At 44.1% G+C, this 21,868-nt stretch carries 18 protein-coding genes; 7 read left to right on the top strand and 11 right to left on the bottom strand.

Annotated elements, in window-relative coordinates; all coding sequences use genetic code 11:
• Positions 1 to 350: 350 nt before the first annotated feature.
• Positions 351 to 908, bottom strand: coding sequence for a DUF1439 domain-containing protein (locus V7R42_RS10290; RefSeq protein ID WP_334020089.1), 558 nt, complete (start codon positions 906 to 908; stop codon positions 351 to 353).
• 242 nt (positions 909 to 1,150) lie between these two features.
• Here V7R42_RS10290 and V7R42_RS10285 point away from each other — a divergent pair, with 242 nt between their 5' ends.
• On the top strand, positions 1,151 to 4,306 hold the full coding sequence (locus tag V7R42_RS10285; protein ID WP_334020088.1) for a WD40/YVTN/BNR-like repeat-containing protein: 3,156 nt from the start codon (positions 1,151 to 1,153) through the stop codon (positions 4,304 to 4,306).
• 123 nt (positions 4,307 to 4,429) lie between these two features.
• Here V7R42_RS10285 and V7R42_RS10280 read toward each other — a convergent pair whose 3' ends face one another.
• On the bottom strand, positions 4,430 to 6,553 hold the full coding sequence (locus tag V7R42_RS10280; protein WP_334020087.1) for a TonB-dependent siderophore receptor: 2,124 nt from the start codon (positions 6,551 to 6,553) through the stop codon (positions 4,430 to 4,432).
• Positions 6,554 to 6,847: 294 nt separating this feature from the next.
• On the opposite strand from V7R42_RS10280, the gene V7R42_RS10275 reads away from it, so the two are divergent.
• Positions 6,848 to 8,740 (top strand): TonB-dependent receptor domain-containing protein, encoded by a 1,893-nt coding sequence (locus V7R42_RS10275; protein WP_334020086.1) that lies wholly within the window; start codon positions 6,848 to 6,850, stop codon positions 8,738 to 8,740.
• A gap of 9 nt (positions 8,741 to 8,749) precedes the next feature.
• Positions 8,750 to 9,193, top strand: coding sequence for a DUF6314 family protein (locus tag V7R42_RS10270; RefSeq protein WP_334020085.1), 444 nt, complete (start codon positions 8,750 to 8,752; stop codon positions 9,191 to 9,193).
• An 18-nt stretch (positions 9,194 to 9,211) separates the two neighbouring features.
• On the opposite strand, the gene V7R42_RS10265 is transcribed toward V7R42_RS10270, so the two are convergent.
• The gene (locus tag V7R42_RS10265; RefSeq protein WP_334020084.1) at positions 9,212 to 10,075 is read right to left on the bottom strand and encodes an EamA family transporter; all 864 of its coding nucleotides are present in this window, start codon (positions 10,073 to 10,075) and stop codon (positions 9,212 to 9,214) included.
• A 98-nt stretch (positions 10,076 to 10,173) separates the two neighbouring features.
• Positions 10,174 to 10,377 (bottom strand): hypothetical protein, encoded by a 204-nt coding sequence (locus V7R42_RS10260; RefSeq protein WP_334020083.1) that lies wholly within the window; start codon positions 10,375 to 10,377, stop codon positions 10,174 to 10,176.
• A 196-nt stretch (positions 10,378 to 10,573) separates the two neighbouring features.
• Here V7R42_RS10260 and V7R42_RS10255 point away from each other — a divergent pair, with 196 nt between their 5' ends.
• Both V7R42_RS10255 and V7R42_RS10250 read left to right on the top strand, forming a co-directional pair.
• Positions 10,574 to 10,996, top strand: a complete 423-nt coding sequence (locus tag V7R42_RS10255) for a Dabb family protein (protein WP_334020082.1) — start codon at positions 10,574 to 10,576, stop codon at positions 10,994 to 10,996.
• A gap of 152 nt (positions 10,997 to 11,148) precedes the next feature.
• A complete protein-coding gene (locus V7R42_RS10250; RefSeq protein WP_334020081.1) occupies positions 11,149 to 11,481 on the top strand; it encodes a DUF1904 family protein in 333 nt (110 codons plus the stop codon).
• Between the two features lie 56 nt (positions 11,482 to 11,537).
• On the opposite strand, the gene V7R42_RS10245 is transcribed toward V7R42_RS10250, so the two are convergent.
• Positions 11,538 to 12,698 (bottom strand): AI-2E family transporter, encoded by a 1,161-nt coding sequence (locus tag V7R42_RS10245; protein ID WP_334020080.1) that lies wholly within the window; start codon positions 12,696 to 12,698, stop codon positions 11,538 to 11,540.
• Between the two features lie 191 nt (positions 12,699 to 12,889).
• Here V7R42_RS10245 and V7R42_RS10240 point away from each other — a divergent pair, with 191 nt between their 5' ends.
• Positions 12,890 to 15,730, top strand: coding sequence for a PAS domain S-box protein (locus V7R42_RS10240; protein ID WP_334020079.1), 2,841 nt, complete (start codon positions 12,890 to 12,892; stop codon positions 15,728 to 15,730).
• Positions 15,731 to 15,822: 92 nt separating this feature from the next.
• On the opposite strand, the gene V7R42_RS10235 is transcribed toward V7R42_RS10240, so the two are convergent.
• The 3 genes from V7R42_RS10235 to V7R42_RS10225 all read right to left on the bottom strand — a co-directional run bounded on the left by V7R42_RS10235 (position 15,823) and on the right by V7R42_RS10225 (position 18,712).
• The gene (locus V7R42_RS10235) at positions 15,823 to 16,896 is read right to left on the bottom strand and encodes an ADP-ribosylglycohydrolase family protein (RefSeq protein ID WP_334020078.1); all 1,074 of its coding nucleotides are present in this window, start codon (positions 16,894 to 16,896) and stop codon (positions 15,823 to 15,825) included.
• Positions 16,897 to 16,985: 89 nt separating this feature from the next.
• On the bottom strand, positions 16,986 to 17,774 hold the full coding sequence (locus tag V7R42_RS10230) for a lipase family protein (protein WP_334020077.1): 789 nt from the start codon (positions 17,772 to 17,774) through the stop codon (positions 16,986 to 16,988).
• A gap of 311 nt (positions 17,775 to 18,085) precedes the next feature.
• Positions 18,086 to 18,712, bottom strand: coding sequence for a hypothetical protein (locus tag V7R42_RS10225; RefSeq protein ID WP_334020076.1), 627 nt, complete (start codon positions 18,710 to 18,712; stop codon positions 18,086 to 18,088).
• Positions 18,713 to 19,118: 406 nt separating this feature from the next.
• On the opposite strand from V7R42_RS10225, the gene V7R42_RS10220 reads away from it, so the two are divergent.
• Complete coding sequence (locus V7R42_RS10220) at positions 19,119 to 19,349, top strand: MarC family protein (protein ID WP_334020075.1); 231 nt, start codon at positions 19,119 to 19,121, stop codon at positions 19,347 to 19,349.
• Positions 19,350 to 19,463: 114 nt separating this feature from the next.
• On the opposite strand, the gene V7R42_RS10215 is transcribed toward V7R42_RS10220, so the two are convergent.
• The 3 genes from V7R42_RS10215 to V7R42_RS10205 form a co-directional block, all read right to left on the bottom strand.
• Positions 19,464 to 20,006 (bottom strand): redoxin domain-containing protein, encoded by a 543-nt coding sequence (locus tag V7R42_RS10215; protein WP_334020074.1) that lies wholly within the window; start codon positions 20,004 to 20,006, stop codon positions 19,464 to 19,466.
• A gap of 9 nt (positions 20,007 to 20,015) precedes the next feature.
• Positions 20,016 to 20,612 (bottom strand): NAD(P)H-dependent oxidoreductase, encoded by a 597-nt coding sequence (locus V7R42_RS10210; RefSeq protein ID WP_334020073.1) that lies wholly within the window; start codon positions 20,610 to 20,612, stop codon positions 20,016 to 20,018.
• Between the two features lie 261 nt (positions 20,613 to 20,873).
• Positions 20,874 to 21,782, bottom strand: coding sequence for a LysR family transcriptional regulator (locus V7R42_RS10205; RefSeq protein WP_334020072.1), 909 nt, complete (start codon positions 21,780 to 21,782; stop codon positions 20,874 to 20,876).
• Positions 21,783 to 21,868 lie beyond the last annotated feature (86 nt).

The raw sequence follows: 21,868 nt of genomic DNA, 5'->3' as shown, positions 1-21,868 counted from the left end.
GATAAGCAAATAAGTAAATGGTAATAATTCTTAATAGCGTTAGTGTTCAGCTGGGCTGCTTGAATTTAATTACCATGTTTCAACAATATCTTAATCGTATAGAGCTGAGTGGCGTTTTTTGTCACGTCGTCGATTTGGGCTCTATGCAAGAAGCGGCTGTACACTTTGGGGGAGTCTGGCCGCAGTGAGCCAAACAATGAATCAACTAAAAATAGAACTGAAACAATGCTCTTGCATCGCTCAACTTGCAGGATAAATCTTTCTGAGAAGGGGATAAATACTATACGTGGGACAAAAAATGCTCCACGCCGCGAAGCAAGCTAAAGAGATATATTACATTGGCAATAGCGTTAAGGCTTAGCGCTTAATCTTAATTGACCTTCTTCAATGATGAGTTGCATTGGCACTGTTGAAAGTAAGTTTACGGCTTTATTGGTAGCGTCTAGCCGATATACTGGGTTTGAGGACAAATAGCCATTGATGAGCTGCATAAATTCGCCGCTGACAGGTGCTAAGTTACCTTTAAAGCCGCCTGCATCAATAGTGCTGTCAAGCGATGACAGTGAACGCACAAAAATGGCTTTCTCATCACTGTCGTAATAAGGCGTGCCTTCCAGAGCAAGGCTTACTTTTGCGGGGTAGCTCAAACCAAACGCACTAACGCGAGCAGTGGCAATTACGCCTAGCTGCACCACGTCTCTGCCATCTGGGCCTATGGTTGCTGTCATATCTTCCACATCCAAGTAAAGAGGAATACCAGCCAGTGAGGTTTGTTTTTGCAGTTTACTTACTTGGCTATCAAGCACTTGCTCTAACTCGGCATTAGAAATGGTATAAACCGAAAGCTGTGAAAGGGTAGCACAGCCTGCAAGAATAGTAGCGAAGGCAACAGAAAGTAGAATTTTCATAAAAAAGTTTCTCTTAGCAATGAGCTGCTGAATTATACTGCGTGAGCTTTAAATACTGACGCTGTAACAACGAAGTGCGCCTATTGTACGGACAGAAGTAAGGGAAAAACAATGAAACCTTTACCGTGCTGATACCAAAGAGTATACCGTCATAGCCAACAAAAACTTTTGCCATAACGCCTTCAACAAAGCAGTATAAGAACTCTTCTTACTAAAAATAAAAACTTGACAAGGCACTTTCTATGGTTTCACAGAGACTGGTTTCTGGGAAAATGGTAGCTGCGCTTGCTTTTTGCATGAGCGCGCTTTCTAGTTTCTCGCATTCTGCATTCGCACTTGAAGATATCGTTAATCCTGAGCTTTTCGATAAAATGGAGTATCGCTTTATTGGGCCTTATCGCGGTGGGCGTTCGGCAGCGGTTACTGGGGTTGAAGGTAATACCAACCTTTACTTTATGGGCACCGCAGGTGGCGGTGTTTGGAAAACCGAAAACGCGGGTTTATCGTGGACAGCCATATCCGATAAAACATTTAAAGTAGGCAGTATTGGCGCTATCGCCGTTGCGCCTTCAGATTCTAATGTTATTTACGTAGGTACGGGTGAAGGCCCTATTCGAGGTGTAACCACTAGTCACGGCAAAGGCGTTTATAAATCTACAGACGGCGGTGAAACATGGAAGCTGATAGGCTTAGATAAACGCGGTCAAATCCCTAAAATTCGCATACACCCCACTAACCCCGATATAGCTTGGGCGGCGGTACAAGGCAATATTTGGGGGCCTAATGAAGAGCGCGGTATATTCAAAACGATAGACGGCGGTGAAACATGGCAGCATGTATTGAAAGTTAATGCTGATACGGGCGCTGCCGACTTAGCTATCGACCCTACTAACCCCAGAATTCTTTATGCCAGCATGTGGCATCACGGCAGAACACCGTGGTTTATTAAATCAGGCGGCGAGGGCGGCGGCCTTTATAAGTCAACAGATGGCGGTGAAAGCTGGAACAAGTTAGAAAAAGGACTGCCTACGCTTATTGGTAAAGTCGGTGTAGATATTGCCGCGTCTAACCCGAAGCGCCTGTATGCTATTGTCGAGGCTGAAGAAGGCGGCGTGTATCGCAGTGATGATGCGGGTAAGTCGTGGTCGCTAATGAACGGCGACAATATTCTTAAAGCTCGAGCGTGGTACTACAACCACATCAAAGTTGACCCAAACGACGAAAACACCCTTTATGTAATGAATGTTCAGCTGCACAAATCTATTGATGGCGGCAAAACCTTCGAGACGGTTTCGTTACCCCATGGTGATACTCACGATATGTGGATAAACCCTGAAAATAGCTTAAATATGATCAACGCTAATGACGGTGGCGCAACCGTCACCTTCGACGGCGGTGAATCGTGGTCAAGCATTTACAATCAGCCAACGGCGCAGTTTTACCGCGTTATTACCGACAACCTAAACCCTTACTATGTTTATGGCGGACAGCAAGATAACTCGACCATGGCTACGCCCTCTCAAACTTGGGGGGACGGCATGGGAATAGAAGATCAGTTTTCTGTTGGCGGCGGCGAGAGTGCGCATATTGGGTTTAACCCAGACGATCCAACACTGATTTACGCCACTACCATCAATGGAACATTAACAGAGTACAACCGCGATACTGGGCTTACGCGCCCCATAATGCCATACCCTGAATATGTGTTTGGCAGAAACGCACGAGATCAAAAGTATCGCACCAACTGGAATGCCCCAGTGATAGTATCAAAGCATGATCCTGACACAGTATATTACGGCACGCAGATGATCTTAAAAACCACAGATCGCGGTGTAAACTGGCAAGAAATTAGCCCAGACTTAACCCGTAACGAGCCTGAAAAGCAAGGCTTGAACGGCGGACCCATTACCAATGAGCAAGCTGGGGCTGAATATTATAATACGGTTTTCTATATTGCCGAGTCGGCGGTTAACAAAGGTGAACTTTGGGTGGGAGCCGATGACGGTAAGCTGCATATAACCCGTGATGAGGGCAAAAACTGGAAAGATATCACCCCTCATAAAAAAGAAGCGCAGGTCAATGCCATAGAACTTAGCCCTCACGCACAAGGCAGAGCTTACGTTGCGGTAGCAGGCTATAAATTAAATGACTACACGCCTTACATTTACAAAACCGACAACTACGGCAAGCGCTGGAAGCGTATTGACGAAGGTCTACCTGAGGACGCCTTTGTCCGCGTAGTACGCGAAGATACAGAGCGCGAAGGTATGCTGTTCGCAGGTACAGAGAGCGGCATGTTTATTAGCTTCGACAACGGTAAACACTGGCAAGAGCTGGACTTAAACCTTCCGCCTGTGGCGATTACCGATATGCAGGTGAAAGGCGATGACTTAGTTGTTGCAACCCAAGGCCGAGGCTTCTGGATTTTAGACGACATAGCACCGTTACGCGAAGTGCATAAGTCGCTAGATGGCGAAGCGCTGTTTCAGTTTGAACCCGTAGATGGCATTCGCTTGTTATCTGGCGGTGGCATGACCGACCAGCCACAAGCGAAAAACCCGCCGCGTGGCGCAACGTTGCGTTACTACCTGAAAGACGCATTAGACGAAGAGCAAACGCTACGCATTGATATATTTAATGCCGATAACGGGCTGGTTCGTACACTGTCATCTGCACCTAGTGCATTTGAGAAGTGCGCGAAAGGTAATGAAGACGTTCGCAGCCCTATTAAATTTAAACACCCTTCAACAAAAGCGGGTTACAACGAATTTGTATGGGATCTTCGACGTGAGCCACTAAACTGCATCGAGAACGTAAAACTGTTTGGCGGTTGGAACGGCGCCCGTGTTATGCCTGGCGACTATAAGGCGAAAATCACTGTGGGTGAGCAGGCACAAACCCGCGCGTTTAAAGTGCTTCCAGATCCAAGAGAAGAAGCAGATAAAGCGCAGCTTCAAGTGGTTGAAAAGAGCATTCAGGCTACAGAAACTTTACTAAATGATTTGTTTGCTCACCTGCAAAAAGCCCGTAATGTGCGCGCGCAGTTAAGTGGTGTTTCTGTGGAAAACGTCATGCTGGCAAGCGATGTGTCGGCTTCAATCGAGCGCATTGTTAGTGCAATCGACGACTGGGAAGCCTTGGTTATTCAGCCTAAACATCAAACTTTTGAAGACGACATTAACTGGCCGAATATGCTCGACAGACAAGTTCGTTTCTTAATGGATAACTTCGATAGAACCGGCGCGCCTGCACAAGCTGGTGCACTAAAACGCTTGGAAGATTTAGAGGCAAAGTGGCAGCAGTATAAAGTGCAGCTAGAAACCTTGTTTGGTGAAGAAGTGAAACCATTAAACGAAAAGCTCTCAAAGCAAGGCGCATTTGATTTAGAGAGTTTGTAGGCTATCGGTCTACAATTCTTAGCTGAAATTTGCAAATAAAAAAGGCCAGAAGATAGTATCTTTCTGGCACTTTTTTGTATAACACCCATGTACAAGAGTGTGTAACGCGGTTTCAGCTGCGCATTAAAACTGATACTTTACGCTCACCGTATAGTTAGTCGGTGAGCCCGGCATGGTCCAAAGCTGATGGTATGAGTTTTCAAAGTAATCTCTGTCGAACAGGTTGTTAACGTCAAATCTCATAGAAAGCGCATCGCTGATATTCACAGACCCTGCTAAGTTCACAAGGGTATAAGACGGCAAGATGAATGTTGGATCTGTGGTTTGCCCTAAGCGGTCGCCCACGTAACGCATGGTCACACCAAAGAACGCTTCTTTTTCAAATACGCTGGTGAAGTGATTAAGCGAGATATACCCCGAATGTTTTGCAATATTAATTAAGCGCGATCCTTTAGGAATAGGCACGCCCCAATCTAAGTTATTGACTTCGTTCGCGGTTTTAGCATCTATGTACGCGTACGCCATATCGAGGCGAATGTCTGAAGTAAGGTCAGTCGTTAACTGAAATTCTACCCCTTGGCTTTCAACTTCACCGAGCGTAGCTGAAAAGCCAGTGTTAGGTTCAGCGGTAAGCATGTTGGTCTTTTCAGCATCAAAAATAGCGATGCTACCAGAAAACATATCAGCAATGTTTTCCCACTTAGCGCCTACCTCAAAAGAGGTGGTTTCTTCTGGGTCAAACGCGTTGCGATCTGAATCAAGCCCCGGGTTAGGTCTGAATCCTTCAGCATAGCTGGTGTATAGGCTAACGCTATTATTGAGTTCATACACAAAGCCAAAGCGCGGCGTCACTTCCGTTTGGTCTTGTTCTTGCCCTTCATTGCTTAACTTATTAAGAATGTCTTGCTCGAATTTGTCCACGCGAAAGCCAACTAAAAGCTTGGTAGCTTCGCTAAGCTCGATAACATCTTGTGCGTAGAAACCTAACCCTTTTTGCTTTTCAGCCGTGAGTGTAGTGGGCGTAACGTCAGGTCTGAAAATAGTGTAGTCTGGATTTTCAGGGTTGATGCTGTAAGTGGTATCACCAGCGCCCCACGCTGTGCGCCAACGACGATAGTCTGTATCGATGTGGTAGTTGTAATAGTCCAAACCAAACAAGACGTTATTTACCAAGCCTGCCACGTCTACCACACCACTTAATTCAAAGCGTAGTGATAAGTCTTGTGCTTGATAGTCGCGGATTCTACGTTGCCTTGAAAGTACAGATGGGTCGGTATACAAAAGCTGACGGCCTTCAGATAGCTCAGTATCTGAAGACTGCCCTTCAAAAGAAGAGTCTCTGTAGGCGAAGCCACTGAGTAAATGCCAGTTGTGGCTCAACTCGTGATTTAACACTAGCTGATGCCCAAAAGCTTTTACTTCATGGGCTCCGTCTCTAACATCACCATAAAAGTCTTCGGCATCTGCGGCGTCGAAGTCGTTATTCAATATGGACACACCGCGGTCAAGCGGCTTTTCCTGATCCAATATTTCCATCTGGTAGCTTAGGCTTGTGTGATCAGAAATGTTCCAAATGAATGAAGGATTAAGGTTCAAATTCTTGAAAAACACGTTGTCGCGGTACGTATCAGAGTCCTCGTACGAACCGTTAATACGATAAGCCATGTCTGTATTGATACCGTTCGTATAATCGAACTCTACTTGTTTCTTATCGAAATTACCGACGGTGCCTTGTATATAACCTTGTTCTTCAAACTGAGGCTTTTTGGTAATAACGTTAATGGTACCGCCAGGCTCCCCCTGACCATATAAGGCTGAGCCCGGCCCCTTCATTACTTCAATAGTTTGAACGTTGACCGTACTTCTATTACCGCTGTAGCCACGCACATTGAAGCCGTTTATTAAATAACCCGACGGGTTATTTTCATCGCCAGAAAAGCCTCGGATTGCAAAGCTATCGAACATGCCGCCGGAGTTGTTTTGTCTAACAATGGTGGGCGCAAAATCTAAGGCATCGATGAAGCGCGTGATCCCTTCATTCGCTAAGGTATCGGCAGTTATTCTGTCGATTGCCTGAGGGGTGTCGATTAGCGGTACGTTACCACGATATGGCTGAAAGTGTCTTTTTACCTCAATGTGCTCAAGTTCATTATGAGCATCTTGAAGGGAACTTTCATCAGTTTGCGCAGCGGCGCTTACCGATAGTGCAATTAAAGAAAATATAAACGGTGTTTTAAGGTTACGCATAAGTAAGGTATAACGTGTCTTCGGCTGGTTTCAGAAGGTCGCAAATGTTATGTTATCTCGTTTCTTTTCGCAAGGAGGATAAGGGAAATAGGCGAAATGGATAATTGTGAAATGGGAAGTACTCATAGTTTGGTTACGTTGAGAAACGGAATTACACAGAGCTTTAAGTAAAAAAACACTTATAGGTCGAAACTCACCTGCCCAGCGTTTTCCTCTGCCAACTAATACTATACACTTCGCGTTTTTATTACTCTTGCCTGCAGGCTGAACCTAAATTTCTAACTAGGACACTGAATGCGTCACACAATCCTATCTTTGCTCTTTTGTACTGTACCTTTTGCCGCCATGGCCGCTGAAAGTGTTGATTCATCAAATGTTAACGATAACGCTGGCGTGAACAGCAACGAAAAAGGCGTAGAAAAAATTACGATTGAAGGGGCGGCGACGGCGAATAACAAGCCGGTAGGCACGTTTAATTCACCTATATCTAACCTAGGGTACGATCCGCGTGTTGATTTGCAATCAAGGAATATGGCAGAAGCACAGGCTGACGTTACTATTCGCGGCGGCATATTCGAAAACACTGGCTTTCGCGTAGGAAGCGCTGCGCTTATCGACCCGCAAACGGGGCACTATTTCGCTGAAATTCCCATTGCGCCAGAAATGTTGACGAAACCGAGTATTTTCACGGGTGTCGATAACGCGCTTTACGGCGTAAATAGCTCTGTAGGTACGGTGTCTTATGGCTGGCGTCCCATCCAAACAGCTGGCAGTGTGTCACTGGGAGTGGGCAATAATAACTTCAATCTGCAGCGTTTACACGGTGCAGTAAAGCACGCGATCGATGATCTACCCGGTTGGTTTGTTGGAGTTGAAGGAGAGTATTCTCGCTCTGAAAGTGATGGCACTATTGCTAATGGCGATCATAATTTCGAACGCGCGTCGGGACGTATTCAGCTGGCAAGTGACGACTCACAAACAGACGTATTTTATGGCTTTCAGCAAAAGTTCTTTGGCTGGCCAAACTTGTACACACCTTTTAACGTAAACGAAACGGAAGATATTCAAACCCGTTTGGTCATGCTAAATCACAAACAGCGCTACGGCGAAGACGGCATGGAAAATACCTTTGAGCTTTCAGCTTACTACAGAGAGAATGACGACCATTACGTATTCTCACGTGAAAACCCTGAAGCGTTTCAGGCGTTTCACGAAACCCAAGTGAAGTCATTGGCGTTTTCTGGCACTCATAATGTATCGCAAGAATTCGGTATCAACTACGCAGCACAGCTTACTACAGACGACATCACATCAACCACGCTAGAGAACAACTTCACCTCTCGCGATTACTACAAAATAAGCGTAGTGCCCGAGTATCGAACGAAGTTGAACAGCAATGAATCGCTTACCGTTCGTTTAGGCGGGGCGTTTGACGATACGAATCGCGACGACGACCGACTGTCTTTCGTGGGCGATATTAGTTGGCTTACCCAAATGGGGACAAATGCCTCGCGTACACTTTATCTATCGTATGCAGAGGCGACCCAGGTGGCTGGCTACACAGCTGTAGGCGGCAGTACCACAAGCGGTCTGTTTAGAAGTAACAACCAGTTACAGCGAGAAGTCAGCAAAAACCTAGAGTTTGGGGCGTCGTTTGATAAATCGTCTTTCAAAGTTGATACCGCCGTATTCTATCGCTGGGATAACGAACTGACGGATTGGACGTATAGCTTCGACGCTACTTCAGCTCGCAGTGCAAACCCGGTTGATATAGAAACCCTAGGTGTCGAGGTGATTGCCATTAAACGCTTTGATAGCGCGGATGTGGTTGCTAGCTATACCTATTTAGATAAGTCTGAAGATTATCGAATTGATGAGGTAGACGCTAGCTTTTACGCGCTTAACTATCCGCCGCATCGCGCAACCCTTGGATTGGTGTGGTTTGCAACCGATACGGTTGAAGTTCGCATTGACAACGAGTGGCGACAACAAGAAACCAATGCGCTTAGAAGCGGCAGTGACTCAGCATTCTTCTCGCATGTTACCCTTACGTATTCACCGGCCCAGATTGAAGGGTTAAACCTAGTATTGGCCGTGGATAATTTGTGGGATGAGCGCTTTGAAGAAATTCCTGGTACGCCGGGTCGCGGCGACCAATACTCTGCCACCGCCACCTACTTCTGGTAAAGGAAAGCAATGATAGAAAACCTTCCTTATACCCTAGAGGACTTTGTTGGAAGATGGACGCTATCGCGCAAAATTATCCAGCGAAACGGCGATGTTTTTACCTTTTCTGGCGAGGCTGAATTTAGCTGGCTTGAAGGGCGCTTAAAAGGCGAAAGTAGCACCTTAGCGTATTACGAAAAAGGCGAAGTAACCGCACCTACTGGCAGTATAATACTAGCTGAACGTCGGTATTTCTGGCAGCAGCCTCAAACCGGTTTGTTTGAGGTGTTGTTTGACGATAAGCGCTATTTTCATACATTTAGTGCAACTAAACCAAACGCTGAACATTTATGCGGCGATGATAATTACGTGGTGCGCTATAATTTCTCTGCTTGGCCTGTGTGGCGCTCTACATGGCAGGTCATTGGACCCCGCAAAGACTACACCATGGTGAGTGAGTATAGTCCTGCGTAGCTTTGGCTTTTTTGAGGCTTATAGCTGTTTCTGCTTCTTGGCGTATTGATGAGACATCCATAGCGCAATCGCAATAATGGTGCCACCAAGAAACAAGCGAGTAAAATCAGTGTCTTTTTGCCAAAGCAGTAGGTTAACCACAAGCCCTGCCGGTATAAGCGCGTTATTCATGATGGCTAACGTACCGCCAGAAACCTCAAGCGCGCCTTGATTCCAAAAATAATACCCAAGCCCCGACGCCACAATACCCAGCCACAATAGCACTCCCCATTGCTCGGTATTCTGCGGTAGTTGGCTTGTGTTGCCGAATAGGAAAAACGCAGGTAAGGCAACAGCCAGTGCGCCTAAATAAAACCATGCGAATACGTTGTGATAGGACACATGGGTTTCAAATGTCGAGGTCAGCTTTTTATAACCTACTTGTCCTAGCGCGAAGGAAAGGTTAGCACCTTGAACAATGGCGAAACCAAGCCAGTAGCTATCAGTAATGCCATCAAAGCGGATTATGGCTGCACCTGAGGTGGCGATAAGTGCACACAACAAATAAAAGGGGGTAAACCGCCTAAATAACGCGTCGTTTAAAATGGCGACATACAGCGGCGTGAAAATGGTGAAAAGCAGAACCTCTGGCACGGTTAAAAATAAAAATGCGTGGTAGAAAAAAATGTACATTAACCCTAACTGTACAGCACCTAAACTCGCCAGAATCGCTTTTTGCTTTGCGCTTAGTAAAGATATTTTGAGAAACGGAAGAAACACTGCTGCAGCGAGAGTAATACGGGTTAATACTGCAAAGTAGCTATCTACCTCCCCCGCCAAAAATTCGCCAATGAGCGAAAAGGAAAATGCCCATAGGACAGTAACTGCAACAAGATAAAGCACGCGATCCTCTTCTTCTATTCCATTCAAGTAATACGCGCGCTAAAATATTTCAATGTACCGCTTTAATCAACCTTTGGTTGAGAGGTTCGCAAATACCTTTAGTGAACAGTGTTAGATAATACTGACGTACGTGCAGGCTTTGCCTTTCGGCCATCTTTATGACCTTCCTTAAATTCACCAGCCTCTTCAACCAGTGCTGACATGGCGTTAATAATATCAAAGAAACTGGATAGCTGTTCAGGCGTCAGGCCATTAGACAAATCTTCGATTTTATTGATAAGTTGTTCAGTAGGTAAGCGCATAGTGTCAAAATCTCGTTGTTTACGTGTTTAAAATTCACTTCTTTAAGTTGTCTATCAAATTGCTTGCCAACATGTAAAACTGCGCTAAACAAGTGTGAACGCGAACGTTAACAGGTTCTTATTGCTTCAATTTGAATCCAATGTCATTGTAGAAACATCAACATTTTCAACCGTTATGACAACAAGGAAGCAAGTGATGGCAGATACCAAAAGACGACAATTTTTAGCAACCGCAGGCGCGCTTGCTTCGCTATCTACATTGCCCGCAATGGCGCAATCAACACGTACTACAAGCGCTGAACTGCCACCTATTCTTCACATGGTTTACTTCTGGCTGAAAGACCCAACGTCAGCAGAAGACAAGCAAAAACTCATTGCCGGTTTACAGTCGTTGCGCGCAATCCCACAAGTACATTCGCTACATATTGGTGTTCCTGCCAATACGCTAAAACGTGACGTGATAGATAACTCATTTGACGTGTCTGAACTTATGCTATTTGAAAGTGTTGAAGCGCAAGATGAGTACCAACGTCATCCTATTCACAAAAAGTTTGTGGAAGAGTGTTCTCATTTATGGCGTGAAGTCGTGGTAAGGGATTCCGTGTCGATTCAAAGTTGATTGGTTGTGAGAAAGTTCTACTTTCACATCGAGTAGCCTTGCATTCTTCGGTGTTAAAAACGAATCACTCAGTTTAGACGCTTTTAAAGCATGGTATGATGCAGCTCAGACAATGTCGTGACATAAACTTAAGCGCTATTAAGGAACAAAAAATGCCGCACATCCGTGTAAGAGGTATCGAACAAGCAGCGTTAGAAGAGGTTGCAGGTTCTATCGTTGAACAGTTTGCTAAACTCACCGACACCCCTAATGACCATTTCACAGTAGAGCACATTGCGAGCCAGTTCGTTGTGGCTGGTGGAGCCTCGTCGGCTTATCCGTTTATAGAAGTGTTGTGGTTTGATCGCGGGCAGGATGTCAAAACTGCAGTGGCTCACGTTATCGATACTGCGCTTCGCCCCTTTGTAGGAGAGGATAAGGACATCACCGTTTTATTTGAAGATCTCAACGGTAACAATTATTACGAGAATCGCGAACATTTCTAACTTGAGTGCTTCTTATGATACTCAAGGGATTATTGTGTAGAAGGGGAAGAGTCAAACTATTTTGACTCGAGAAGTCTTATCCAGTGGCCAAATACGCCCAAATTTTCAAGAATAATCTTAATACACATCAAAATAGGCACGGCGAGTAAAACGCCTACCACGCCCCACAGCCAGCCCGTTATCGCTATCCAAACTATGATTATAAGAGGGTTAAGTTGCATGCTTCTCCCTAAAACCGCTGGCGTGATTAGTTGTGACTCAATGATATTCAATACTAAAAACAAACCTGCGGGCAGAAACGCATTACTGGTAAGCCCAAATTGCACAAGCCCAACTACCAGCAATACAACGCAACTCGCGACACCACCCAAGTAGGGGACAAAGTTCATCAGTGCCACCAGGGCTCCCCAAAGTAATGCGTCTTCTATGTCCAGATAGTAAAACATGCCTGCTGTAGCTAACCCTAAGCAAGAGTTTATGATGCTGATTGTGACGATATACGAAGAAAGTTCCCGTTGAATTTGATCGACTAAAACGAGTGTTTGCCGTTTATTAGTGACAATAGGGAAATCTTTTACAAAAACACTAAACAGGTTGGGCCCGAAAACCAACAGGAAAAAAATTAAAACAATACAGGCAAGTACTTGTGCCAGTAAAAAAGGCGCGTTGCTGAAAAGTGATAACCCAATATCTATGCCGCTTTGTTTGATTTTGTCCGTCACCGAGTTTGTTTTGTCTTGCGGTAAAGAAGGTTCAGGGGACTTTTCATCGTCACTAAACCAGCTAAAAAATGAACGCTCTTTTTCGACGGGCTCGGAAGGTGGCGCCGCATAGGCGTCGATGTTACTGCTTATTTCTTCAATTTCTTTGGATATCTCGGCAGCAACTTTAGGGAGGGAATGCATCCAGCGTTCTGCGGGCTCGGCAAGCTCGATACCTAAAAATGTGAAAGGCGCGACCAGCAAAATAATGAGTGCTCCTGCTGATAGTGTGCGAGGTATGAATAACTTACGAGCAAATGCAACAAGTGGGCTTAAAAGCAAAGCAACAAAGCCAGAAAAGAAAAGCGGAACGAGCAGGGATTTGGCGAGATACAACGTATAAATAACAGCAAAAATTACAAGAATATTCAGCAATCTGGTCTGTTTGGCTATTTTAGGAAACTTTCCAGCATACATTGTATTTCCTTCATTTTGATTCGAGCCAGAGTGATCCATGTCTTAGCCTTGGTAGAAAGTGATCTTGGTAGAACTTTTACTAGTAACAGCGTAAGTGTTACGAAAATTTAATCATTTAAGTTCACTAACCGCACCGCTAGAAAAGTCGCTTTGTACTGCTTAACGTAAATCGTTAGCTAAATAGTGATTTCTACTTTAGTATAATTTTTTCTGCATTATTTGAGCGAATTATGTCTGAGCCAATAAGTAAGGCTTCATCTTCTTTTACCGACGACATCCCCTTTCAAGCTCTTATAGAAAATATAACTGATGCGGTGATATTTACCGATGTTAAAGGCAACGTTATTTACGCTAACCATCAGGCCCGTTCCATCTGTGGATTAGACAAATCTGATCTCTTTGACAGCTCGGTGTTTAGTTTGTTTCCTCAGTCGCAAGTACCGAATATTACTCAGCAGTTTGAACTGGCAATAAAACAGGAATCCGGTAAAACAACGGAAATTCGGTTTGGTATTGACCACGCCTGGTTCAAGCTCACCATTTTCCCCGTTGCGGAAGGTATAGTGGGGTTTTCGTTTCATGATTTCTCAATGAAACGCAGACTACAAATCATTTCTCAGTCTCAAAGGGATGCAATGAGACTCGCGTTATCTGGCGCTACGTTAGAAGATGTGTTGACCGTTTTGGTCAATGCAGTGGAAAAGGTGACAGATTTTCAAGCTGTCAGTGGAATATCCTTGGTATCTGAAGATGGGTTATCACTCATTAGTGTAGCTGCACCGTCAATGCCTGAAGAAACTAGGCGATACTTCAAGAACATTGTTATCGATGAACTAACGCCGTTAGGCAAATGTTGTCAAACGCGTGATGTGGTGAATGTTCATATCAATGCCCAAACTGATTCGAGCGATTTTAGTCGCTCCACTCAGGCATTAGGGCTTCAATCATTTTGGTGTCGTCCCATTTTATCTGCTGAAAGTCGCACGGTATTGGGCACCTTCTGTTTATTTCATCGCGAGCGATTTACTCCATTGCCCGATGACATCGACGTCATTAATGCACTGTCTAAAACCGCTGCAATCATTATTGAGCGCAACAACGAAAATCGCGCTCGACGGGTGGCGGAGTCTGCGTTATTAGAGAATATTGAGTCATTTAATAAACAGCGCAGGCTTTATGAAACAGCGTTGTCGAATACGCCGGACTTGCTTTATATCTTCGACCTTGAAGGGCATTTTACGTATGCCAACGACGCATTACTGCAAATGTGGGGGCTGAGTTGGGACGAAGCGATCGGCAAAACATGTTTAGAGCTTGGGTACGAACCTTGGCATGCAGATATGCACATGAAGGAGATTCGTCAGGTAATTGAAACAAAGCAACCAATTCGTAGTGATGTTCCTTTTACCGGTACTCACGGTCGCCGTATATATGACTACATATTTGTTCCTGTTATTGGTGAAGACGGAAATGTTGAAGCCATTGCTGGTTCGACGCGAGATGTTACTGAGCGTAAACACGCTGAAGAAATGGCTAAGCGAGCAGAGTCTCGCAGACGCTTAGCACTGGAAGCATCACACAGCTTTGGTATTTGGGATTGGGATATTAAGCAAAACTTGTTCACCGCAGATGAACGTTTGGGAGAACTCTTTAACCTCAGTAGCGATGAGGCTGAAAACGGTGTAGCCATTGAAGTGCCTAAACAATATATCCACCCAGACGATTTAGCAGCGTGTGAAGCTGCTATTTGTGAAAGTATTAATAACCGCACCCCATTTGATGAAGAATACCGTATTTTACAAAAAGACAGCACTGTCCGCTGGGCTTCATTTAGAGGACGAGTCATTTATAACAGCTCTGGTGAGCCGGAACGTTTACCGGGAGTAGGTGTAGACACCACGAGAGAACGAAATGCGATAGACGCGCTTCAAGAGGCCGATCGCCGTAAAGATGAGTTCCTTGCTACGTTGGCACATGAATTACGTAATCCGCTTGCACCAATTCGCAACGCTTTAGAAATTCTACAGTCAGACGGTTACAGCCAAAATCAGAAGAGTGAGGCGTTCGGTCGAGTCGAACGACAAGTAACGCAAATGATACGGCTTGTTGATGACCTTATGGATGTGTCACGAATTACCCGAGGGAAAATCCGGATACATCGTAAACCTGTGAACGTGTGTGAAATACTGGGCACAGCGGTTGAGACTATTCAGCCTCTGATTGATGAAAAACGGCACACATTGCTGGTGGAAAAAGTAGCAGAGCCTGTTTGGGTAAACGGAGACCTTATCCGGTTGTCACAGGTTTTCTCGAATATTATCAACAATGCCGCGAAGTATACTCCACCTGGTGGCAATATTGAGGTTCGCATTAGTACTTGCGACGGCAAGGTAACCATTGCAGTTAAGGACAATGGACAGGGCATTCCTGCAGACAAATTAAAATCGGTTTTCGATATGTTTACTCAGGTAGATGATGCCCTTGAGCGTTCTCAAGGCGGGTTGGGTATTGGCCTTACTCTAGTGAAAAAACTCACTGAATTACACGATGGAACTGTGTGTGTGCAAAGCGATGGCGTTGATAAAGGCACAACGTTCATCGTTACCTTACCCGTTTTAAGTAAAGTACCCCAATCAGCCAGTAAACCGGAAAAGACTAATGACGTGATAGGTGCTACCACAGAAAAGCTCAACGTTTTAATTGCCGATGATAATCAAGATGCAGCTATTACCATGGGATGGATATTGGAGGCAAAAGGGTGTCAGGTCCAAGTGGTGGAAGATGGGCCATCCGCTTTAAAGGCTGTCGCGTCTTTTACACCCGATTTAGTGTTGTTGGATATCGGCATGCCGGGGATGAATGGCTATGATTTATGTACGGCACTTCGAAAAAATCGCGCCTTAGCAGATGCCATATTTGTCGCGCAGACAGGGTGGGGACAACCATCGCACATTCAGCGTTCTAAAGAAGTTGGCTTTAACCATCACCTTGTTAAGCCTTTGGATTTGAACGACCTTGAACCAATTGTAGCAGAAGCTTGGCGGGCAAAGCGCAAACAGAGAAAACGGTAGCGTTATAAGGCGCTTTTGCGCGAATACGCTACCGGACAGTGAGTGCCATTTGTTCACTTTACGACTGGGTCTAGCAGACTTTTGTGTCTTAGCTACAATTCATCGAGAAGGTTAATTAGCGCATCCAAGTCCTTTTTGTCAGCTAATTCACTAAACCATTGGGATATTTCCGTCGCCTGAATTAGCCCCATTATGGCCCCCAATACAAAACCGCGGTGCACGTTGTCGCCCCCCACGTTGGTGTTCGCAATCAACGCCTTTTTAGGCGTATCAGCATAACGGTAAGCGAGGTACAAAACGGCGGGCCACGCGTCTGAGATATAACACGCTGGCGAATACATACGCCCAACAATTTCTATATTGCTTTTGTTTTTTGCCGCTATCGCAGCCAAATTCATGTGCCCAGATTTACGGGCAATATCTTCTAAAATGGCCTTGGGTGATTCACCTTCGCGATGCACTAATTTGTAGATTAACTCAACATAGAAATCGCACACCGATGCTAAAGACTCATCTGGGTGAGTTAAATAAAGGTGACTACGACACAGGCGTTTGATGTCCTCAAGGGCTGTGCTTTTGCTTGCTTCTACTACCGCCAGAGGTGTAACCGACACAAAAGCGCCTATTGAAGCTGTATCATGTGTAACCGCCCCACATTGGTGTGCTGGTGTACCTTGTTCTAAGTTCGCAAAAAAACCTCTGTGATAAGACTCAGCATATGTGTCAGGGTGTTTGGGTTCATCAGCGCGCATAAAGCTAATATATTGAGTTAAAAACTCGTTTACGTCATACCCTTTAAGTGCGCACGATAAAACGATACGCGCGCAATGGGCGTTAAGTGTATTTTCCCCCGCTTTCATACCATGATGGTAATGAATGTTGTCCTTACCCCAATACAGCCTTTTACCTTTGAGAATAACGTCGCCCACTATCTCTTTTTGATTTGCAGATGCCTTATTCGCGCGCCCACCGTGCTGCGTGGAATGTAGCGACATTATTGAAGACGGATGAAATGATGGCGCATCCTCAAATTGCTCTACCCCTAGCGGAAACGCCTTATATATATCTGCCGGGTTGTAATACCAATGTACCGGCATAGCCAACGCGTCGCCGATAAACGCGTTCTTAAGCGCCGCTTTTGCTCGTTTGATTGACAGTGAAGACATTTCTTTAAGCCTACCTCTTATGCAGTACTGTGCGGGATTGAATAATCAAGTACCTTTAAATTACGCACTGTAGGTCGAAAATGATCGTTCTAATGCTCATCGAAAAGCGACTTGTTGCGGATATATTTTCGCATGTAGTGATAAGTAATTGGGCGTAACAACCAGCTGTGAAGCGACATCAAAAAACGTTTGTGGGTAGGCGTGTTTTCGTAAATTTTATCGTCGTGTAGCCATAGCATTTTACCTACGTGCCAGAAGTAAAAGGGGAAGGGCGGCATAAAGGTAATTACGTCTAGGTCACAGCAAATGCGATATGTTCTGTGGTGTAGGGTATAGTGCTTATACCAAGAGCGCGTGCCCACTGCAGGCTGTCCGAAAGTTACCACCCTTTTAACTGACTTAGGGAACCGCCTTTCGAAGTAATCGGCCATTAACACGGCGACTGCACCACCGGATGAATGACCGATAAACGAGAACCGTTTGCCTTGTGCGCGAAGTGGCTCTAATACTTTTACGAGTAATTCTCTAAGTGGTAACGCGTCATCAGAGGTTTTCGTACTTGAATACATGGGTTGCGCAAGCAATCTGGCAAATCCCCAGTGAACAAAGAAACTTCGGTTCAACTGACGCAATCTATAGGGTACGAAAAACAGGTTAGCAAACCAATCTTTGAAGCCCAACGAACCACGAAAAACGATAATGACTTCTTTTTTATTCTCGACCCACAAGATTCTTACGCTCATTCTGCCGTACTTATCAACAAGATGGCGTTCATAAAAAGGATCTAAGATTTTTTGATATTGCTCGTCGGCATCAGGGTAGGCGAGTTGGCAAAGAATGGCATATCTTTCATATTGATAGCGTTTCAATTTCTTCATGAAAACTCATACCGGAGCATTTAGCGTTTTTAAAGCTGAGCCGTGGAAGACTCATTCACCGAATTTTCCACGCTACAGGGAGTTTATTTCAGTGTTATGACGGGAGAGTGTCATTGAACGACTTACCTAACCTAGAGTGGCCTTCGGAGCTTCGCATTAAACATAAATAAACGTGCTGCTTGTTCGTTAATGTTCAATTATGATGCCGAGTATAGTAGTTTTGAGCGTTAAAATGCTGCTGGCTACAATAGGCTACCGAAGTTATCCCGCTTTATCTTTACTCGAATAGATATCTCAACTTGATAACTATTTTATGGTTCAAGGGGGTTAGATAAGGATAACAGTTGTGACTTTATCTCGCGTCTCAAATGTGTTGGAGCATCGACTAGCACTTCCTCAATAAAATTGGGTGAGTTATAAAGATCAATCAACTTATCGTTAACTTTCGCCAACCATTCTCGGCTTTCTTTTGTTCGGTTGCATAAAATGTGGCTACTCGTATAGCCTTCATTCCCTTCAATTTCATAAGCTCGAAGCTTTGAAATATTCTCATTTCGCAATGCAGAAGAAAACATCAACGCGTAGTCAACTTTTCTGTGGCTAAATATATCGAAAACAGGATTGTCGGCTCCACCTAGTGCAACTCTATATATTTGATTTTTCTCTACTTTTCTTATTTCTTTATCCAGGAAGTCGCCATAACTGATTCCACTTGCTAGCAACAATGAAGATTTTTCATCTAACGCCATCAGCTTTTCTAAACTTGGAATTTTTCCACTTTCATTGAGCACAGATTTATCCAAAATTTTATCTGAACGCTTCTGGTACAAAGAAACAGAGGGGAGTATTGCGATAGGCAAAGAGAACAAGTACTCGTCCACTCTTTCATTGTTTTTTCTTGCAAATAGTAGGCATGATGCTTCTTTACGAGTTTTCATATATTTCATTGCACGTGCGAACGGCAGTATTTCTAATTCATAGGTATTAAACATCGATCGCAGCAGGCTTTGATAGCTATCCCTACTAAATGAATTGCTCAGAAGATCTGTTTTGTAATGGGAGTCACTCGAATACACATTAACCTTTGAATATACTGTTGAACAGTAGAAGTAGAGTATTAATACAAGATAACCTAATAACCTTAACAACGAATTACCCCTTCGAAAAACTACAAAATCATATTTTTCTTTAAAGTATAATTTAAACAAAGTCTATGGACTATACCTGATATTAGACAGGTTCCAGCATTCTTTACTTTATTAGGAAAATCAATCGTTCACCTTTTTGGTATTACTTTGTCAGGATTACGCATTACGGGCGGGGCCTAGTACGATCGCTACTGCGATGAATTACTCAGCAGCAGGTTGGCAGTATATTGTGGTGACCATACTGGCCTTTGCGAGTTTATGTGCGATTACTTTTATATGCTTTATTTCTTCTTCTCGTACTATTAGGTTAATTGGTGACAGCGGTTTAAGTATAGTAACTCGCCTGATGGGACTAATATTAGCGGTGATTGGTGTACAAACGGCAATTGCTGAAGTATCCAGTGTGGTCACAAGTTTCTTATCTTAATGCACTTTGTTATGGGGGAATTTCTGTAGCGCAGCATCGACAGTGTTAATGACAGCTGCGTCACAGAGTTTTCGTGTTTTCCAAACGAGCACTTCGTCTTTTTCGCAAGTGCTCCTATTTGTGCATACCGCGAATAGGGTAGTTGTTATCAGGATTACGGATCCAGCCCAAACCACTTACTAATGTCTCTAACTCAGGTCTAACAAATGGGTTGTTAGAAATATCAGCGACGTGCACATTACCTTCATTGTTCACAACAAACAGCGCTGGCTCAGAAAACGGGTGATCAGTTTCTTGAGGAGATCTTGGATCAGAGATATATACGCCTAATTCTTCCATCTGCTCCACCGTTAAGCCGTACGCAATTGGAAAGTTAATGTCCAACCTAGGCAGGTGACTTTCCAGCTGCGCTTTACTGTCGCCAGACACTGCTATAAGGTCTACGCCAGTTTCGGCAAGATAACCCCTAAAACTTTCGAGTTGATTGAGGTATCGAGTGCAAAGTGGGCAATGTTGCCCTCGGTAAACCACTACCATTTTCCAATCAAGACCGTTCTCAGGTGTCGCTAACTTTTTAGTGTCGCCATTTAACAGCTTTGCTGAAACATCTGGAAAGGCAGAACCTGCATGTAACTTATTGGTGTATTCAGTACTCATGATAATTCCTTAAAAATGCTTGTTTATATGAGCTTCAAAACGTTTAAAGTCGTTTTCCACATCGGCGTTTTTCATCACGTCAAAGCTGGCGAAAGTTTCCATTGGCTTCATGCCAAAGAACTTGAAGTTCATATGCATTGGAAACAGTAAATCGTCTACAGATTTACCTTCGAAAAACTCTTCGCTGTCGTTAAATGACTCTTCTGGAGCATTGAAGGTTAAAGACATCATGTATTTAACGTTAGTAAGCGTACCGCCTGTGCCGTAGTTTTTCTTCGGCGCTTCGGCAACGCGGCCATCGCCGGCACATAGGGCGCCGCCCATACCTGCAGTGTATATTTCATCCATGTACTTTTTGAATGACCATGGCACACCCATCCAATTAATTGGTGCCTGTAGAAGAACGATGTCAGCCCACTGGTGATGGGCCAGCTGTTCTTCAACGTTGTGCGCTTCGGCCATTGTCACTACGCGAGTGTTATAGCCTTTAGCTTCAAGCAGCGTTACCGCTTTATCGACGAAAGACGCGTTTAACTTGCCTTCTGAAAAAGGGTAATACTGGTGTGCATTGATAATTAGTACATTGCCTGTCTTTGTGGTGGTCATCTCAAAACTCCCAAAAAAATTGAATAAAGCTTATTGCTTACTGGTGGTTTATTTTAGTTACCTTTAAACTTTAAGCAACTAGTGGTGTTTTGGTAACTATGTTGGGGACTAACGGAATATTGTATAAATTGACTTTGAATCAATTGGTTAAGTGATTAAAAAAGTGAGTTTTTGAGCGAAGTTTACTGCTATCTTCAACCGTCTACTTTACTGAGACTTATAGTTTTCACTTTTCGCTAAAAAGTAAAAATTTCAACTTTGTCATTTAGATAACACTTGGTGTATCTCACTTCTTAGCCACCTTCTCATTGGGTCCTGATGCGTGCGTCCGTGCCATATTTGGCTAATGTTTACCTTTGGTAAGTCAATCGGACACTCGTGTATGGTTAATCTGTCGAAGGTGAAAGCATACATTTTTGCGATAGACTCTAAACACACTAAAATGCAGTTTGTATCTTTTGCAATAAGCGGGGGCGTTAAAAAACTTGAAACGCCAGCAACTACATTTCTAGTTAAGTTTAGATTGCGTAGTGCTTTATCTACTATTCCGTCAAGATCTCCGGTTAGTGTGGTGACGATATGCCTAGCGTCTAAAAAAGTGTTTAGGTCTAGTTGCGCTGTTGGGGCAAGCTTTGCGCTACTACTTAAAACAACAAAAGACTCGTCCCTCAGTTTTTGTTGATAAAAAGTATCGGGCAAATCATTGTAAAAGCCTGCAATAGCTAAATCACATTCGCCTGTTTCCAACTCTTTTTTGGGCACTTTGCCTAAGGTATTGTGGCAGACTATCTTAAGGTTTGGTGCTTTCGTTTCTATTCGCGTTAACAGGTCTGGCAATAACAATTGCTCAATAAAGTCTGTCGTATATATGTGAACAATATCTTCGTTAAGTAAAAAATTTTGAGATTCGAGTTGATGATACAAGCCTTCAATAGATTGAACGGCTTGTAATACGAGCGGAGCAATTTGTTCAGCCAATGGGGTTATGGTTAACCCTCTAGCTGCCCTTACAAAAAGCGCGTCATCGAATTCATTTCTTAACTTATTTAGCTTATGGCTAAGTGCAGGCTGGCTGAGTGCCATGCGTTTAGCTGCATTGGATAAGTTCCTCTCTTCAAATAAAACTTTGAACACATAAAGCAAGTTTACGTCTTTGGTTGAGATATTCATAAATTGGATTAGTGTTATAAAAGCTATTCATTTCTGGTGATTGTAGTTTCTCCTTAAACTGCTCGTCAATTAATCACTGGAGATAA

Source organism: Alteromonas sp. S015, assembly GCF_036864485.1.
GTDB lineage: Bacteria > Pseudomonadota > Gammaproteobacteria > Enterobacterales > Alteromonadaceae > Alteromonas.
This window is presented reverse-complemented; position numbering and strand designations above follow the sequence as displayed.

What these genes read in the sequence shown, in the direction of transcription:
- V7R42_RS10290 (WP_334020089.1), bottom strand. Translation starts at nt 908, where the DNA reads ATGAAAATTCTACTTTCTGTTGCCTTCGCTACTATTCTTGCAGGCTGT.
- V7R42_RS10255 (WP_334020082.1), top strand. Translation starts at nt 10,574, where the DNA reads ATGGCAGATACCAAAAGACGACAATTTTTAGCAACCGCAGGCGCGCTT.
- V7R42_RS10225 (WP_334020076.1), bottom strand. Translation starts at nt 18,712, where the DNA reads ATGAAAACTCGTAAAGAAGCATCATGCCTACTATTTGCAAGAAAAAAC.
- V7R42_RS10220 (WP_334020075.1), top strand. Translation starts at nt 19,119, where the DNA reads ATGAATTACTCAGCAGCAGGTTGGCAGTATATTGTGGTGACCATACTG.
- V7R42_RS10230 (WP_334020077.1), bottom strand. Translation starts at nt 17,774, where the DNA reads ATGAAGAAATTGAAACGCTATCAATATGAAAGATATGCCATTCTTTGC.
- V7R42_RS10245 (WP_334020080.1), bottom strand. Translation starts at nt 12,698, where the DNA reads ATGGATCACTCTGGCTCGAATCAAAATGAAGGAAATACAATGTATGCT.
- V7R42_RS10235 (WP_334020078.1), bottom strand. Translation starts at nt 16,896, where the DNA reads ATGTCTTCACTGTCAATCAAACGAGCAAAAGCGGCGCTTAAGAACGCG.
- V7R42_RS10205 (WP_334020072.1), bottom strand. Translation starts at nt 21,782, where the DNA reads ATGAATATCTCAACCAAAGACGTAAACTTGCTTTATGTGTTCAAAGTT.
- V7R42_RS10270 (WP_334020085.1), top strand. Translation starts at nt 8,750, where the DNA reads ATGATAGAAAACCTTCCTTATACCCTAGAGGACTTTGTTGGAAGATGG.
- V7R42_RS10250 (WP_334020081.1), top strand. Translation starts at nt 11,149, where the DNA reads ATGCCGCACATCCGTGTAAGAGGTATCGAACAAGCAGCGTTAGAAGAG.
- V7R42_RS10275 (WP_334020086.1), top strand. Translation starts at nt 6,848, where the DNA reads ATGCGTCACACAATCCTATCTTTGCTCTTTTGTACTGTACCTTTTGCC.
- V7R42_RS10260 (WP_334020083.1), bottom strand. Translation starts at nt 10,377, where the DNA reads ATGCGCTTACCTACTGAACAACTTATCAATAAAATCGAAGATTTGTCT.
- V7R42_RS10280 (WP_334020087.1), bottom strand. Translation starts at nt 6,553, where the DNA reads ATGCGTAACCTTAAAACACCGTTTATATTTTCTTTAATTGCACTATCG.
- V7R42_RS10285 (WP_334020088.1), top strand. Translation starts at nt 1,151, where the DNA reads ATGGTTTCACAGAGACTGGTTTCTGGGAAAATGGTAGCTGCGCTTGCT.
- V7R42_RS10240 (WP_334020079.1), top strand. Translation starts at nt 12,890, where the DNA reads ATGTCTGAGCCAATAAGTAAGGCTTCATCTTCTTTTACCGACGACATC.
- V7R42_RS10210 (WP_334020073.1), bottom strand. Translation starts at nt 20,612, where the DNA reads ATGACCACCACAAAGACAGGCAATGTACTAATTATCAATGCACACCAG.
- V7R42_RS10215 (WP_334020074.1), bottom strand. Translation starts at nt 20,006, where the DNA reads ATGAGTACTGAATACACCAATAAGTTACATGCAGGTTCTGCCTTTCCA.